At 49.4% G+C, this 14,488-nt stretch carries 17 protein-coding genes; 1 reads left to right on the forward strand and 16 read right to left on the reverse strand.

Going from position 1 to position 14,488, the window contains the following annotated elements; genetic code table 11:
* Window positions 1-2: 2 nt before the first annotated feature.
* The 16 genes from der to EDM21_RS11150 all read right to left on the reverse strand — a co-directional run bounded on the left by der (window position 3) and on the right by EDM21_RS11150 (window position 13,365).
* Window positions 3-1,325, reverse strand: a complete 1,323-nt coding sequence (gene der / locus EDM21_RS11085; protein ID WP_157335510.1) for a ribosome biogenesis GTPase Der — start codon at window positions 1,323-1,325, stop codon at window positions 3-5.
* Between the two features lie 125 nt (window positions 1,326-1,450).
* Window positions 1,451-1,627: a capping complex subunit for YIEGIA gene (locus EDM21_RS24570; RefSeq protein WP_166541948.1), complete on the reverse strand. Its 177-nt coding sequence runs from the start codon at window positions 1,625-1,627 to the stop codon at window positions 1,451-1,453.
* 3 nt (window positions 1,628-1,630) lie between these two features.
* Window positions 1,631-2,539 carry a YIEGIA family protein gene (locus tag EDM21_RS11090; protein WP_157335511.1) on the reverse strand — a complete coding sequence of 303 codons (909 nt, stop codon included), beginning with the start codon at window positions 2,537-2,539 and terminating at the stop codon, window positions 1,631-1,633.
* Entirely contained in the window at window positions 2,536-3,162 is a 627-nt protein-coding gene (locus EDM21_RS11095) for a YphA family membrane protein (protein ID WP_157335513.1), read from the reverse strand. Before EDM21_RS11095 ends, EDM21_RS11090 begins: the two co-directional genes overlap by 4 nt.
* 59 nt (window positions 3,163-3,221) lie before the next feature.
* Complete coding sequence (gene fni / locus EDM21_RS11100) at window positions 3,222-4,271, reverse strand: type 2 isopentenyl-diphosphate Delta-isomerase (RefSeq protein ID WP_157335515.1); 1,050 nt, start codon at window positions 4,269-4,271, stop codon at window positions 3,222-3,224.
* Between the two features lie 26 nt (window positions 4,272-4,297).
* On the reverse strand, window positions 4,298-5,560 hold the full coding sequence (rpsA, locus tag EDM21_RS11105) for a 30S ribosomal protein S1 (protein ID WP_157335517.1): 1,263 nt from the start codon (window positions 5,558-5,560) through the stop codon (window positions 4,298-4,300).
* Window positions 5,561-5,663: 103 nt separating this feature from the next.
* Entirely contained in the window at window positions 5,664-6,251 is a 588-nt protein-coding gene (locus tag EDM21_RS11110) for a lysophospholipid acyltransferase family protein (protein WP_201280783.1), read from the reverse strand.
* A complete protein-coding gene (cmk, locus tag EDM21_RS11115; protein ID WP_157335520.1) occupies window positions 6,251-6,934 on the reverse strand; it encodes a (d)CMP kinase in 684 nt (227 codons plus the stop codon). The genes EDM21_RS11110 and cmk overlap by 1 nt, the downstream gene beginning before the upstream one ends.
* Before the next feature lie 125 nt (window positions 6,935-7,059).
* A complete protein-coding gene (locus tag EDM21_RS11120) occupies window positions 7,060-7,302 on the reverse strand; it encodes a hypothetical protein (protein ID WP_166541949.1) in 243 nt (80 codons plus the stop codon).
* 73 nt (window positions 7,303-7,375) lie between these two features.
* A complete protein-coding gene (locus EDM21_RS11125; protein WP_166541950.1) occupies window positions 7,376-8,035 on the reverse strand; it encodes a flagellar brake domain-containing protein in 660 nt (219 codons plus the stop codon).
* Window positions 8,036-8,223: 188 nt separating this feature from the next.
* On the reverse strand, window positions 8,224-9,588 hold the full coding sequence (ypeB, locus tag EDM21_RS11130; RefSeq protein WP_157335523.1) for a germination protein YpeB: 1,365 nt from the start codon (window positions 9,586-9,588) through the stop codon (window positions 8,224-8,226).
* A gap of 98 nt (window positions 9,589-9,686) precedes the next feature.
* Window positions 9,687-9,842, reverse strand: a complete 156-nt coding sequence (locus EDM21_RS24575) for a hypothetical protein (RefSeq protein WP_166541951.1) — start codon at window positions 9,840-9,842, stop codon at window positions 9,687-9,689.
* 63 nt (window positions 9,843-9,905) lie between these two features.
* Entirely contained in the window at window positions 9,906-10,607 is a 702-nt protein-coding gene (prsW, locus tag EDM21_RS11135; RefSeq protein WP_068775373.1) for a glutamic-type intramembrane protease PrsW, read from the reverse strand.
* Between the two features lie 48 nt (window positions 10,608-10,655).
* The gene (locus EDM21_RS11140) at window positions 10,656-11,912 is read right to left on the reverse strand and encodes a Glu/Leu/Phe/Val family dehydrogenase (protein ID WP_157335525.1); all 1,257 of its coding nucleotides are present in this window, start codon (window positions 11,910-11,912) and stop codon (window positions 10,656-10,658) included.
* 181 nt (window positions 11,913-12,093) lie between these two features.
* Window positions 12,094-12,699, reverse strand: a complete 606-nt coding sequence (locus EDM21_RS11145; RefSeq protein WP_068775371.1) for a genetic competence negative regulator — start codon at window positions 12,697-12,699, stop codon at window positions 12,094-12,096.
* A gap of 246 nt (window positions 12,700-12,945) precedes the next feature.
* On the reverse strand, window positions 12,946-13,365 hold the full coding sequence (locus EDM21_RS11150; RefSeq protein ID WP_157335527.1) for a hypothetical protein: 420 nt from the start codon (window positions 13,363-13,365) through the stop codon (window positions 12,946-12,948).
* Window positions 13,366-13,598: 233 nt separating this feature from the next.
* Here EDM21_RS11150 and EDM21_RS11155 point away from each other — a divergent pair, with 233 nt between their 5' ends.
* Window positions 13,599-14,477: a polysaccharide deacetylase family protein gene (locus EDM21_RS11155; protein ID WP_157335528.1), complete on the forward strand. Its 879-nt coding sequence runs from the start codon at window positions 13,599-13,601 to the stop codon at window positions 14,475-14,477.
* Window positions 14,478-14,488: the final 11 nt, after the last annotated feature.

Raw genomic sequence — 14,488 nt, forward strand, 5'->3', positions numbered from 1 at the left:
CCCTATTCGTCGTCAGATTTTCTGCGTGTAAACAACCGGATCGGCGTCCCCTCAAACCCGAAAGCAGCTCGGATTTTGTTCTCCAGGTACCGTTCATACGAGAAATGCATCATATCCGGTTCATTCACAAAGAACACAAAGGTCGGCGGCTTAACAGACACTTGCGTGGCATAGTTAATTCGCAGCCGTTTGCCTTTATCGGTCGGCGGCGGATTAAACATAACCGCATCCGAAACGACATCATTAAGAACGTGGGTCTGAACCCGCATGGTATGCTGCTCGGCAACCTGGTTCACAACCGGCATTAATTTCTGTACGCGCGCTGTAGTACGGGCAGACACATAGAGTACGGGTGCGTAGGTCATGAACAGGAAGTGATCACGGATTTTTTGTGTAAACTGATGCATCGTCTTGTCGTCTTTCTCGACAACATCCCATTTGTTCACGACGAAAATCGCTGCCTTACCTGCTTCATGCGCATAACCGGCAATATGTTTGTCCTGCTCGATAATGCCTTCTTCGCCGTTAATAACAACGAGTACCACATCCGCACGTTCAATAGCTTTCATTGCGCGCATGACGCTGTATTTCTCCGTATTCTCGTACACTTTGCCCCGCTTCCGCATCCCGGCCGTGTCGATGATCACGTACTTCTGACCGTCTCTTTCAAATGGGGTATCGATCGCGTCCCGGGTTGTACCCGCCTGGTCGCTCACGATAACGCGGTCTTCTCCGAGAATAGCGTTCACAAGGGATGATTTACCGACGTTCGGACGTCCGATAAGAGCAACCTTGATAACCTCGTCCCCATACTCTTCATCATGTTCTTCAGGAAAATGTTCGGAAGCGGCTTCAAGCATATCGCCAATTCCGATACCATGCGCCCCCGAAATACCGATCGGATCGCCAAACCCTAAGCTGTAGAATTCATAAATGTCATCCTGGCGCTGAATGTTGTCCACTTTGTTTACTGCCAGAACGACAGGTTTACGCGAACGGAACAGCATTTGGGCCACTTCCTGATCGGCTCCTGTCACACCCGCCTTGGCATCCACCATAAAAACAATAACATCCGCTTCTTCAATGGCGAGTTCAGCCTGCATCCGGACGGATTTCAGAATCTCATCTTCCCCTTCAATTTCAATACCACCGGTATCGATGACACTGAATTCACGGTTCAGCCACTCGCCAATACCATACAATCTGTCTCGGGTTATTCCCGGTTTATCTTCAACAATGGCCAGCCGATCGCCGATTATCCGGTTAAATATAGTCGATTTCCCGACATTCGGACGCCCGACAATCGCTAGAATGGGTCTTGCCATTCGGTTCACTCCTTACTGATTGGTCACTCAAATTCTCATTATTGGAAATTTCACATTCTTCATCATAGCAAAAAAGCGTCTTCTTGGCTATTAAAATGGTGTTTCTCGCCTGTAATGCCCCTTAATCAATGTTCCACAAGGATGATTGTTCCATTTTTTAGGTCATGGGCGTTCGCGTCTAATATTTTTTCGAGGTCAAAAGCAAGCTGCTGAAGTTCATCTTCATTCTCCGCGATAAAAATAGGGGCGCCACCGTCTACTTTCTTCCCATTTAGTACAGCAATCGCTTTAATTGTCGCCACTTTTTATGCCTCCTTATGCGGTCCGGCAGCGGATTCTGTGGGCATCCGGACAGCGGATTCAAGAACAGGAACCCGCTTCAGGGCTGCCACTGCTTTGGCGGCATCCTTGATTTGCGGAAGTACGAGAATTCCCAGAGTCCCGCTGTTCAAATCTAATTTTGCCATAGGCATAAGAGCCGGTTCTCCACTGTCCCTGTAAACGCCTAAGACTGTGGAAAGATCATGAAGAATAGCCTGGCGCTGGCCCAGATTCGCGATCGTGACACGGGCATCGGGTCCCTTGGGAACAGCCAGAAGACCTATCGCCTGCTTGGCGATCAGCTCTCTGTCGCTCTCCAGACCGACGTTCATTATGTAGATATTGCCGACATATAGATTCGGGCCTTCAAGCCGTACATCCGTTGTCTGAATATCTACAATCTGATTCATGTTTTTGCCTGTCATAAAAAATACGGAAATAAACAATGCCGCGAGACCCGCTGCAGCTCCCCAGTACCAGGCGAATAACAGACTGAACAAGGAAGCCATCATGGAAGTAAAGATCACCAGATAGTTGCGCCCTTCGAATACCATGGCGATCCCTTCAATATACGATGCTCCCCTGCGGACAAGTTCCATCTGGTCTACCTGAGTCAGGCTCTGCCTCTCCATATTGCGTACATCGCGGAACTGCTGGGCAGCTACTGTCAGGAACGTTACGGCCGTGTAGTTTTTGTCGAATAAAGCCGGTACTGCAACCGCGCCAAGGGCGGCGGCGATGACACCAAGCGACATGTGAATAATTTTGCCGTGAGGATAGGTCGGATATTGACGATAATCTGTCCGCAGCAGGTAGACACGGGCGGCGATCCCAAAAAACAGACCCATGACGATACCTACGGTTTCTTTTTGTGATAAAAACTGGGCGATCATTTTCTCCATCCTCGCTTTCGATCATTCCAAGTCCGGGACGATACCTTGAAACCTGCCCAAATGCCCTCTGCTGACGCCGTCATTAGCCTTGCCAGTAAGAATGCAAGCAGCCATTTATCCAGCAGTGAAGGTGTCCCTAGTACAATCGGCATCCTCTCCCGGTTCATATACAAGTAGCTTAGCTCTCCTAAGACGACTCCGATTGTCAAGCAGGCAAATTGATCCGCAGCTCCCCGCTGCATGCCGACGACAAGAACGGCCAAGATCACAGCTATATCCCAATCCGGCTTGGTGACCACCATAACAGGATCCACACTGTACAGCTCAAGCAGAAGATAATAGATCGCAGAGAGCAGCAGTCCCATCGATAGCAGATGAGCGGAATGGGAAGTTTGGCGACTACGGAAACAGACGAGCATGGCGGCCAGGAACGTAACAACGACGGCCCCGTTCAAGATGACACTCGGAGCTGAGATATGGAGGAACAACGACGGGAGCCAGCACACAAAAAAAAGAAGTATGTCACGCCTGGATATACTTCTCATTAAGATTTCCCTCCAACCGCTTAAGAAAAATATAAGCAGGATGAAGAAAAGCACGGAAGCAAGATAACCTGGATTCATTTTGTTCACCTAAGATCTGTCTCTTTACTCCTAGTATGACAAAACAGCCCGTTTTTACTCTACTTGCGTTCAGTCCCATATTCAGTTAGGTCGATTCCTCTTGCTGCGCACCACTGCGCCATACTGCCGGTAATGACCGCAGGACGCTTCCATAACTCTTCTATCCGGTTCGCTCCAAGTGCCGTCATCATCAGAGTGATTCCTTCATGCAGTTCATCGATCCGCTCAATCAAAGCGGCCGTTCCTTCTTCCTGAAGCACTTTAAGCAGCAACCCTGCCATCCCCGCCGCTGATGCTCCCAGTACAAGGGCTTTTACAATGTCCTCGCTGGTCCGGATTCCCCCCGTCGCCATGACACTGCCCTTGGGGAACACTTGCAGCGCTTCCAGTAAGGTTACACCGGTCGGCATCCCCCACTCGTTCAACCAGGATAGAGGAACTTCGCGCCGGGCATTCTCAATTGCGGCAAAATTCGTTCCGCCCGAACCGCCAACATCCAGTATTTGAACGCCGGCCTCCCGGAGTGCCGCTGCATTCTCGCGCGGAATTCCAAATCCGACCTCTTTGACAATCACAGGCACTTGCAGCGCCTCTACAATGCGCTGTATCCTTCCCAGCATGCCATGGAAGTTCCTGTCCCCTTCCGGCATAATCAGCTCCTGCATGACATTCAGATGGATCTGGAAGGCATCTGCCTGGAGCATATTAACCGCACGCTCCGCCTGCTCCACATTCGCCTCACTGCCGAGGTTGGCGAATACCAGTCCGCCGGGATTCACCTGGCGTACAACTTTGTAACTGGATTCGTTGCGCGGATCACGGATCGCAGCCATCTGCGAGCCTACCGCCATGGCTAATCCGCGTTCTCTCGCCGCGACGGCCAGTTCCCGGTTAATCGCCTCCGTTTCGTCTGCTCCCCCGGTCATCGCATTAACGACAATCGGCGAACTCAATTTGAGTTCGCCGATTGTCGTATATAGTGCGACTGACTCAGTGGAAGCATCCGGAAGGCAATTGGGCACCAATTTCACATCGGACAGTCCTTGGTTACCGGACTGCCCGGTTTGGAGCGCATACTGCACGTGATCCATTTTGCGCGATGAGCGCATTGAGCTTCCTCCTGTTCAAGTCCATCTTATTTTTTGAATTTGGACAGCTTATCTCCGAAACGCTCGCCAAGCGTCATGGACAGACCTTGATTGCTCAGGGATACATTCTCGTTGCCAGCCAGTTCTTTCTGGTGGTTAGAGGATTTCTCCGGTCTGGAAGAATACGATGGAGCAGAAGCTGTTTGCGCAGGCGCTTCTTCCGTTTCTTTGATGCTCAGGCTTACACGCTTCTCAGCCGCGTTCACGTCCAGGACCTTCACTTTCACTTCCTGGCCTTCTTTCAGAACTTCCTGCGGAGTCGCGATGTGGCGGTGAGCGATTTGAGAAATATGAACCAGACCTTCAACACCTGGAGCAATTTCAACGAATGCACCGAAACCGGCCAGGCGTTTTACTGTACCTGTGATGATTTCACCCGTTGTGAAAGTTTTCTCAGCTTTCTCCCAAGGACCTTCTTGAGTCGCTTTCAGGCTCAGACTGACCTTATCTTTCTCAGGATCAACTTTCAGGACTTGAACGTTTACTTTGTCGCCTTCTTTAACGATCTCGGACGGATGCTCAACATGGTGCCAAGCCATTTCGGAAATGTGAACCAGACCGTCGATTCCGCCGATGTCTACGAATGCGCCGAACTGAGTCAGGCGTTGTACCGTACCTTCGTAAGTTTGGCCAACTTCGATTTTGCCGATGATTTCTTTCTTCTGCACTTCGAATTCTTCATCCAGCACGTCTTTTTGGGACAGAATCACTTTATTCTTCTCACGGTCGATTTCTTTGACTCTCAGACGAAGAGTACGACCCTTGTAATCGCTGAAATCTTCTACGAAAGAGCGTTCAACCATGGAAGCAGGTACGAAACCGCGTACGCCTACGTCAACGACAAGGCCGCCTTTTACAACTTCAGCAACGGTAGCTTCGAGAATTACTTTCTCGTCAAGCTTCTGCTGCAGAGTCTCCCATGATTTTTCACTATCGATAGAACGCTTCGAAAGAACAAGCTTTTCTTTGTTATCGTCGATTGTCACGACTTTAAGTTCGACTTCCTGACCTTCTTGAACCGCTTGATCTGCGTTCTCGATTTGAACGGAAGAAAGTTCACGGAGAGGAATCGTTCCATCGTACTTATAACCGATATCGACAATAGCCTGATCCTGCTCAACTTTGATGATTTTACCTTTTACGATATCGCCTTTTTTGACAGCAGCAGCTTGGCTCATCAATTCTTGAGCTTCTTGCTCAGCCTGGTTTTCATTCGCTTGTGTTTCGTTGTTTTTGATTTCTTCTGACATAGGGATACGCCTCCTCAAAATAAACACACCATCGGTTAATTTGTATAAGCAGCTCACGGTTAGAAAGTGAAGCGGCTACACAACCGGGTTCGTTTTCAAAAAATTAAGCGACCTTGTTCCGATATTCATCGGCTAAGGCCTGAATAGCTTGCATAATGTGCTCGGTGACCTGTTCCAGATCAGGCGAACCTGATTCGGTGAAGGATGTTAAATCAACAGGCTTACCGTAGACGACCGTCATCCGGCGGAATAGCCGGTAATCGCCTATGATAGCAGCAGGAATAACCGCTGCACCAGATTTCAGCGCGAACATTGCCGCGCCTTTCTTGCCGATACCGCCTGGATTATTGCGCGTTCCTTCCGGAAAAATCCCGAGTACATGACCGTCCCGAAGAAGGGAAATTGCCCCCTTGATCGATTCTTTGCTGACGCCTCCCCGTTTGACCGGAAAAGCGCCCAGTTTATTAATTATTGGACCAAGAACCGGAATTTGAAACAACTCCGCTTTTGCCATAAAGTGTACCTGGCGCTTAAGGCGGATTCCCACAGTCGGAGGGTCAAAATTGCTGATATGATTCGAACACAGCAGGACCCCTCCTACTTCGGGGATGTTCTCTCTTCCAATTACGCGAAGCCTGAAGAATAAGGCATAAAAAAGATTGCAAAGTCCCCGCGCGAACCGGTAAAACATCATTGGTGCTCACCGCCTGTTCTCGATCGGCCTAACTCAAGAATGTACTCGACTACCTCGGGTACGGTCATATTCGTGCTGTCCAGCAGGATGGCGTCTTTGGCCTGAACCAAAGGGGAAGCCTCTCTGCCTTCATCCAGCCTGTCCCGGCGGGCGATATCCCTTTCCATATCATCAAGGGTCGTCACCGCACCTGCGCCTCGGACCTCTTCAAATCTTCTTTCGGCCCGCTTACGCACACTTGCAGTCAAATATACTTTGACCTCCGCATCCGGAAGTACATGCGTGCCGATATCGCGGCCATCCATCACGACACCCTTGGATGCGGCCATTTGCTTTTGTAAGTTCACAAGCAGCTCTCTGACCTCAGGGATTGCTGCGATTTGCGAGACATGATCGGTTACGGTCTTGCTGCGGATCGGGACAGATACATCCTGACCGTTCACAAATACCTGCTGGCCGTCCTTGCCGGGCACCAGGCTGATCTGCATAGCCGAAGCTGTTCGGGTTACGCCTGGTGCATCTCCAGGATCAATGCCGTCTTGGAGGGCTTTCCAGGTCACCGCACGATACATGGCTCCCGTATCTACATAAATAAAGCCAAGTTCGCCCGCTACCATTCGTGCGACGGTGCTTTTGCCTGCACCGGCAGGTCCATCGATTGCGATATTAAATTTAGTCAAAACCAAGGCTCCTCCTAGTACAACCTTACGAACAAAAAAGCAGGCATAGCCTGCTAACGTTGTAAATTATACCATAGTCGGGAGGCAGATGCAAAAACGCCGACGCGCGCGAATCGGCTCATGCCCTAACGCTGCTGCTTCTGCGAATGCCGGACATAAGGATCTCCTTCAAGGGGATCGACTCTAGTCATAATGCTTCTTAGTGGGGCGGCCTGCAACAGCAGCTGGCTGAAGATCAGAAGAACCAGGACACAACCGACCAATCTGAACAGCATTCTTTCAACCCGATCGGAAAATTCAACAAACAGTTGCTCGTAGCTATTATGAGATAAAGGTTCTTTACGTTGTGTAATTTTTCGGCTCCTCACACGCATCCTCCTGTCAAACAGCGCCCTGGATGCAGTGTTACCCGAAACCGGTTAAATTATGTAAGACGCTGAATTAATTCTTCCGGAGATCGAACTGCTTCTCAAAGCAGTATTGGATAAGCTTCTGCCTATCGCGGTCCGCGATTTCACTGAATTGCAGCATGACGATTTTACGGCCCGATTCAAGAGGTTTGATACGGACGGCTTCTGCTTTGAAATTAATATGTTCGATAGTCCCGTTCTTGTAGGGAACCACCAGCCAGCAGTTGACGTGATCCGATGCTTCGATCTTCTCTTCCCCGCCGCAAATAAACGACACGCCGCCGCCTCCCACGTCCTCAGTGAGAGCAATAAATGGGGTGTGATCGGCGAAGGCAACCGAGACCTCGAGCTCGGCTGGAATACGCAAGAAACTTCGCCGCTGTATTTTGGTGATAGATGCCGGATCCGGCTTAGCGATAGCTACGAGCTTGATTCCCTGCTCACGGAATCCGATTACCGAAGACTGGAAGTAATTCTTGACACCCCCGTCGCTAATGTAAAAGGCATTCAGTTCATCTCCCGTGTAGAGACGCTTCAGCCTGCCGGTACGCTCGTTCATCGGAACTTCGATTAGAATCGTATCGGCCCGTACATCCGAAATCCTTGCTTTGTATTCCTGCTTGGCTTCTTCCTCGTCAATCGTGTTGACCTGCAGATGCAGAAGCTGGTTCACTTTCATTAGCTCAGCCACAGTTATTCCTCATCCCTCTTCCTATTCCTTGCGCGGCGCGCTGATGCACCGGTTGCGTCTTCATTAATTATAGCACGGCCCTTCTATTAAGGAAGACCAAAATTGCGAACAAAGAGCGGTTCCAGGCATCCCTGAAACCGCTCTTTCTCTTACGTATCCGGTACCCGATTGTACTGCTGCCTGCCGCATTATTTGGCTTCCTGAATATCTTCCTGGCGGATGGTCTCGACTTTCTCTTCCACTCCGTTCTCCCCATTCACGTAAATCCGGTAAATTTGCCCATTCATGGTTCCGATGAACTCATGGCACAATACTTCCTCGTTCATATCGTTCATAATCAGAGCTTTCGTTTGACGGGTTACTTTCAAATTGGGACTCAGATGTTTCCTTGCTTCCTCTGCCGAAATTTTAGGTTCTTGTCCCAGCAGCGGATGCTTCCTGTTTGCGAATACGTAATCCGTTCCCTGTAAGCCAATGATCTGTCCGTCGTCTAGCGCTACGTTAACCACAAGCTTCTCCGGATAAACGACCGTGTCTTGATCTTGTCTGGCAAACGTCATGTTGCATATATTCTGATGGCGGTCAAAACTGACAGCCGTCATATTCTTATAGCCGTGACGTTCCAGGAACTGCTCAGCGGCTCCTCTGGATTGTTCCACGTTTAATTTAGCCGATTTTACATCCCGCGGGTTCAAGTAATAAATAAGCTGCCCGCCTTTTTTCGTGAAGTCCATAGAAAGATCTGCCCCGTTCTTCCCCCCGGGAAGTGTACAAGTATACGATTCATACTCACTGCCGCCATTGCCGTTCTTAACTACCTGGAATGCTGCCGGATTGTTTACTCCGAGAAAATCTGCCGCCTTCTGACGGACCTCCTGCTCACTGATATCATTCCCATCGAGCATTTTGGCGCTGTACTTGGCCTGGGTTGACATAGTAAACGGACCTTCTTTTAAATCCGTATACTCTCCGACTTTCTTGTCCACTGTTTTGAAACCGTTAATAATGGTATTGTCATTGGGTTCCGTATTATTGCCGAGCGCTGTCTGCACATCCATCCAGCGCAAGTTATTCGCGATAACTTTATCCTGCACCCCGCGCAGATCCTTCGTAATGTCCTTGGAATGCTGATAAAGCGTGCTTAATGTCTTTACTTCTCCATCGGTTAACGGCTTCTGGGTCAAATCACGGACAGACGTCTGGTAGCTGAACTTTGCCACCTTGGATAGAAATTCCTCCGTTTTATTAAATGGAAGCAGGGCAAGCGGCAGCTGATTCACCTCACTCTGAGCCTCGCTGGTCAGCCTCCAAACGTTAACGAGTCCTTTGCGGTAGCTGTCGCTTGATGTCGAATTTAAGGCCAGTGTATTGCCGAGCTCCGTATGTAGCTTTTCCACATGAAAAGATAAATCATGAAAAGCTCTCTGATACTGGTTCTCGCCTCTTACCATCACTTCATTTTTTTGCTGCTGTTGATTATACCCCCAGACTGCCGTGCCGACTAGGGCCAGTGTGCTGAGAGGAAAGAGTACCATGCTAAGTTTTCTGTACATGCTTAAAAACTCCTTTCTTAGGCGATGTTGCCGTTATTGTCTGCCTACCAAAAGAAGTTTATACAGCAAAAAAGACCTGCGCTTAGGCGCGGGTCTTTTCATTCTTGCGTTTCCATTTCAAGATCATGGTCATTGTCACAAATACACTGCTTAAATCCGGTTTCGATTCTTCCGTTGTCCCGGCGTCCCTTAAGGATAAATCGCTCCCCGCATTGTCTGCAGCGTATGGTTACTTTAATTCGGTTCCCGGACATAAGTTCACCCTCCGCACCCCATAGCGCAAATATATAAGTGTTCTTATCCCAGTATGGACAAATTCATCCGACTTCAAACTCCTCGTCACTGCGCATAATACGGCCCAGCGGGGAATGCTCATTCGCTCTGTTTATTTTCCAAATGGTCCTTATCCAAAGAAGCGTCATAAACGGTAACATAAACCAGATCCAGTTGCTTTGGGCAACGAGCTGGATGTAGTCAAAGGAACCGTGCCACAAAATCGGCAGCAGCATGGAAGCAAACAAATATTTGCGTTCATGAGCGCGCATAAATTTAGCTTTGCCCAGATAGTAGCCCATCATAACTCCGAATAAAGCATGACCGGATACAGGAAGCAGAGCACGCATTATTAACATGGAAATACTCGTGCCGTTAACAAGTGCGTACAGAATATTCTCCAGTGTGGCAAAACCGAGGCTGACCGCCACTGCGTAAACAATACCGTCGTACGGCTCATCGAATGAGGAGTGACGGTAAATCAGGTGATACACCACGAACCACTTCAGAAATTCTTCAAGACCGCCTGAGATAAAAAAAGCAAATGTAAACTGGTTCTCCCCGCCGATTTCTTCAATGAAGGCACTCTGAATAACCATGGCGGGGATGACCAGCAGAACACCGAATAGAAACAATTTGCCGACCAGATGAATCGGCTCTGTTTCATACCGGTCTTTCAAATAAAAATAGGCAAGCAGGGAGATTCCGGGAGCAACAGCCGCCATAAGCACGGAAAACAAGTCCATCCCTTTTCCCCCTTTCTGTTACGGCAGACGAATAAACGTTCCGGTTACTCAGACCCAGCCGCGGAACCTGGCCGCTTCAGCCATTTTGCGAACACCGGTCATATAGGCCGCAAGTCGCATATCGATTCCACGTGTCTTATGAATATTATAGACATTTTCGAAGCCATTTTCCATGACTTCTTGAAGTTTGGCATGAACTTCGCTTTCCGACCAGTAATATCCCTGGTTGTTCTGTACCCACTCGAAATACGAAACCACGACCCCGCCCGCGCTTGCGAGTACGTCCGGGACAATAAGAATACCGCGTTCCGTCAAAATCTTGGTTGCTTCCAAAGTGGTAGGACCATTGGCCGCTTCGACCACAATGCTCGCTTTAATGCGGTGTGCATTCTCGCGGGTGATCTGATTCTCGATAGCCGCCGGAACCAGAATGTCGCATTCTTGCTCCAAAATATCTTGGGCCGGCATGACATCGGAGAACAGATTCGTCACGGTTCCGAATGAATCACGGCGGTCGAGCAGATATTCAATATCCAGACCTTCCGGATCGTATAGAGCCCCGTTCACATCCGCGATTCCTACTACTTTGGCACCGGCTTCATGCATAAACTTGGACAGGAAACTGCCGGCGTTGCCGAAGCCCTGAACAATAACCCGTGCGCCTTGAAGCGGAATGCCCCGCTTCTCCAGCGCTTTGTTAATCATAATCGTAACACCTTTGGCTGTCGCGGTTTCCCGGCCGTGCGAACCTCCCAGAACAATCGGCTTGCCCGTAATGAAACCCGGAGAATCAAATTCACGAATGCGGCTGTATTCATCGAGCATCCAGGCCATAATCTGCGAGTTCGTCATAACATCTGGTGCTGGAATATCCTTGGTAGGTCCTACAAGCTGAGATATGGATCTGACATATCCGCGGCTGAGCAGTTCAAGTTCCCGCGAAGACATCGTGCGCGGGTCGCAAATAATTCCGCCCTTGCCGCCGCCATAAGGCAGATCCACAATACCGCACTTCAAACTCATCCAGATTGAAAGCGCTTTGACTTCATCTTCCGTTACACCCGGATGAAACCGGACCCCACCCTTTGTTGGACCGACTGCATCATTATGCTGGGCACGATAACCTGTAAACACCTTTACCTTGCCGTCGTCCATGCGCACAGGAATACGAACGGTCAAAACACGCAGAGGTTCTTTAAGCAAATCATACATTTCATCCGAGTAACCGAGTCTCTTCAGAGCTTGTTCAATAATAATTTGAGTCGATTCCAGCACGTTTAAATTTTCTATGTTTTTGTCAGTCATGGTGTGACCACCTCTCATCTATGTATTATGACACAATGAAAATAAAGCATCCTGCAAAAACGGGTGTTTTTGGAGAATGCTTTACCAGCAGCAGCAGCCTATATCTTGTCCGGTATAAGAACACAAGGGACAGGCTTGATCCGCCAGCCCGGTCAAGCCGCACCGGTTATAGGTCTTAAACTCAAGCGAAATGACGGCACAGTTCCGGAACCGCCTGTTCGGCAATGACGGCTTTGCCGTACTCTTCCAGGACGGCTTTCGTCACATTCGTAGCATCCCCGTATTCAGAAAGTACTGCAATGAGTGTCTGGAACTTTGCTTCAGGCAGTTCCGTCGGTTCAAGCTGAAGGATCCATTTATTCTTATACGTATAAAGCGCCCCGCCATCCGTTAACATCGGCTTGATGACTTTGGCGGCACGCAGCAAATCTTCAAAATCGCGGAATGCGTAAGAAATAATATCGCTTTGCTCAAGCGTTACTTCCATCTCATATACTTCCTCCGCCTCATGATCATCAAGAATGTCGGCCTGCAGGGATAAATCCATGTTTCCGCGGGTCACGATGACGACCATTCCCTGGGCAGGAAGCGCAAATACTTCAACAGCCAAAGGTCCGGAAGGTTCAAAACCCAACTCGGAGTAAGCCTGATCCATCATGTCACTAAACAGATCGTGAACTTTGGGTATCTCCCTCCACATATCGTCCTTCTGGATACCCCGTTCCGTCAAGTCATCGAATGTAAGGAAAATCCGTATTTTATCCGGGCTTAGACGTTCGATTTTCATGACAGGATCCTCCTTTCCATGACACCTTTATTGAATGGTTATAAACATAATATGCCGGTTTGAAAACCACGGTGTGTGCGCTTGCTGAAACAAGCACATAACTGGGTGCCACCTTCTATTATTATACCATGTCACGCGCAAAATGTTAGTCATACGGGAAAAATTTAAAGACACCGCCTCTGCCCATGGCAGAAGCGGTGTTCGGGATTGGATCGTCCATTCTTCTCATGGTCATGCAGGGAATCTTCAGTGAGTCCCGGATGTCCTGGAATCGTTCTTGTCGAGAATTTCATCCACGGCAGACTTCACATGTGAATCCTTGGCGATCAGTTCTTTAATCATCTGCTCGTCCTGGGCCGAGTTAGAGGCGGAGCCGGCACTGTGGCTTTTCTTGTGCTGCGGGTAGGAAGAAGATTGGCTGCTTCCTTGAGAAGCGGCTTTCGAGTCCGAGTGGCCGGAATTGCCAGCCTGACTTTGATTCGGCGAATTTGCAGCTGATTTCCCCGAAAACATCTGCAGCGCTTCATTCATCATTCCGCTGACTGCCTTGCCCGTACTGCTGCCGGAACTCATTAAAGCACCCCTGAAGCTGCTTTTACGATTCATGACATATACGGCAAGCGCTGCACCGGCGATGCCCCCGATAAGCATAGAACTGAATCTCATCTGTATCCCTCCAAAGTTTAGAATGAATGAACCTCTCTTAGGTTGCTTCGGCTCTACAGGGGTCATGCGCAGCTTTGCAGGGAATCGCAGGGATTCGCCCTTCGGATCAACGGGTATAATATACCGGCGGTAGCATAAAACCTATATAGAGAGTAATACGATAGGATTTGAAAAGGATACGCCGCATTAACTTGAACTTTACACAAATTAATTAAGACAGGAGCTTTAATGCCATGACCCTTACGAATATTGTGCGTACGACCGGAATTGCTCTTACCCTCAGCCTGGCACTCACAGCCTGCGGACCTGGGACGGAGAGCAAAACCGCCGGTACAAAGCCATCTGCCAATCAGGTTGAGCCGGGGACGCCTTCTCCTGCCCCAGCTTCATCCGCAGCGCCGCAGTCCCCAGCCCCCTCGCCTTCCGCTAACGCGCAGCAGGCTACGCCGGCGCCTTCCACGGAGGCTTCCCAGAAAACAAAGTACCGCATCAATTCAAATTATGATGTCGTCCCAGTCGATGCGAGCGGCGAAAAGAAGGTGGTGCTTCTAACTTTCGATGACGGGCCCAAAGAAAAAGCCATGCTTGAATCTATGCTCGGCACTCTCGATAAACATAAAGCCAAAGCCATTTTCTTCATGAACGGAACCCGTATCAAGCAGCATCCCGAACTCGCCAAACTGATCCATGATCGTGGACAAGCCCTTGGCAATCATTCCTGGGACCATGTGGATCTCAAGAAAGAGAATCCGGATAATCTGGAGCATCAGATTGGGGATGTGGTCCAAATTCTGGAAGAGATGACCGGCAGTAAACCCCGGTTCTTCCGTCCGCCTTACGGTTCGGGCAATGATGCGGTCAAAGCAAAGGCCAAGGCTCATCAACTGATTTATATGACTTGGTCCAACGGATCTATGGACTGGGAAATGTCCGCTAAGAAGAACGATCCGGACAAAATTGTCGCCAACGTACTTGAACAGCTTCATCCCGGAAGCAACATTCTGATGCATGAACTTCCCTGGACAGCAGAGGCGCTGGACAAACTGCTTACAGAGCTGGAAAAGAAAGGCTATACGTTTGTCGATCCGGCGCAAATAACTGCGGAATCGTAAACCATCCGTAA

Origin of the sequence: Paenibacillus lutrae (assembly GCF_009757775.1) — a bacterium.
GTDB lineage: Bacteria > Bacillota > Bacilli > Paenibacillales > NBRC-103111 > Paenibacillus_F > Paenibacillus_F lutrae.

Bases quoted from the DNA above. Each gene is read 5' to 3' on its own strand.
- rpsA (WP_157335517.1), bottom strand. From the start codon at position 5,560: ATGTCAGAAGAAATCAAAAACAACGAAACACAAGCGAATGAAAACCAG.
- fni (WP_157335515.1), bottom strand. From the start codon at position 4,271: ATGCGCTCATCGCGCAAAATGGATCACGTGCAGTATGCGCTCCAAACC.
- EDM21_RS11150 (WP_157335527.1), bottom strand. From the start codon at position 13,365: ATGAGATTCAGTTCTATGCTTATCGGGGGCATCGCCGGTGCAGCGCTT.
- EDM21_RS11090 (WP_157335511.1), bottom strand. From the start codon at position 2,539: ATGATCGCCCAGTTTTTATCACAAAAAGAAACCGTAGGTATCGTCATG.
- EDM21_RS11095 (WP_157335513.1), bottom strand. From the start codon at position 3,162: ATGAATCCAGGTTATCTTGCTTCCGTGCTTTTCTTCATCCTGCTTATA.
- der (WP_157335510.1), bottom strand. From the start codon at position 1,325: ATGGCAAGACCCATTCTAGCGATTGTCGGGCGTCCGAATGTCGGGAAA.
- EDM21_RS11140 (WP_157335525.1), bottom strand. From the start codon at position 11,912: ATGACTGACAAAAACATAGAAAATTTAAACGTGCTGGAATCGACTCAA.
- prsW (WP_068775373.1), bottom strand. From the start codon at position 10,607: ATGGACTTGTTTTCCGTGCTTATGGCGGCTGTTGCTCCCGGAATCTCC.
- EDM21_RS11145 (WP_068775371.1), bottom strand. From the start codon at position 12,699: ATGAAAATCGAACGTCTAAGCCCGGATAAAATACGGATTTTCCTTACA.
- EDM21_RS11110 (WP_201280783.1), bottom strand. From the start codon at position 6,251: ATGTTTTACCGGTTCGCGCGGGGACTTTGCAATCTTTTTTATGCCTTA.
- EDM21_RS24575 (WP_166541951.1), bottom strand. From the start codon at position 9,842: ATGTCCGGGAACCGAATTAAAGTAACCATACGCTGCAGACAATGCGGG.
- EDM21_RS11155 (WP_157335528.1), top strand. From the start codon at position 13,599: ATGACCCTTACGAATATTGTGCGTACGACCGGAATTGCTCTTACCCTC.
- ypeB (WP_157335523.1), bottom strand. From the start codon at position 9,588: ATGTACAGAAAACTTAGCATGGTACTCTTTCCTCTCAGCACACTGGCC.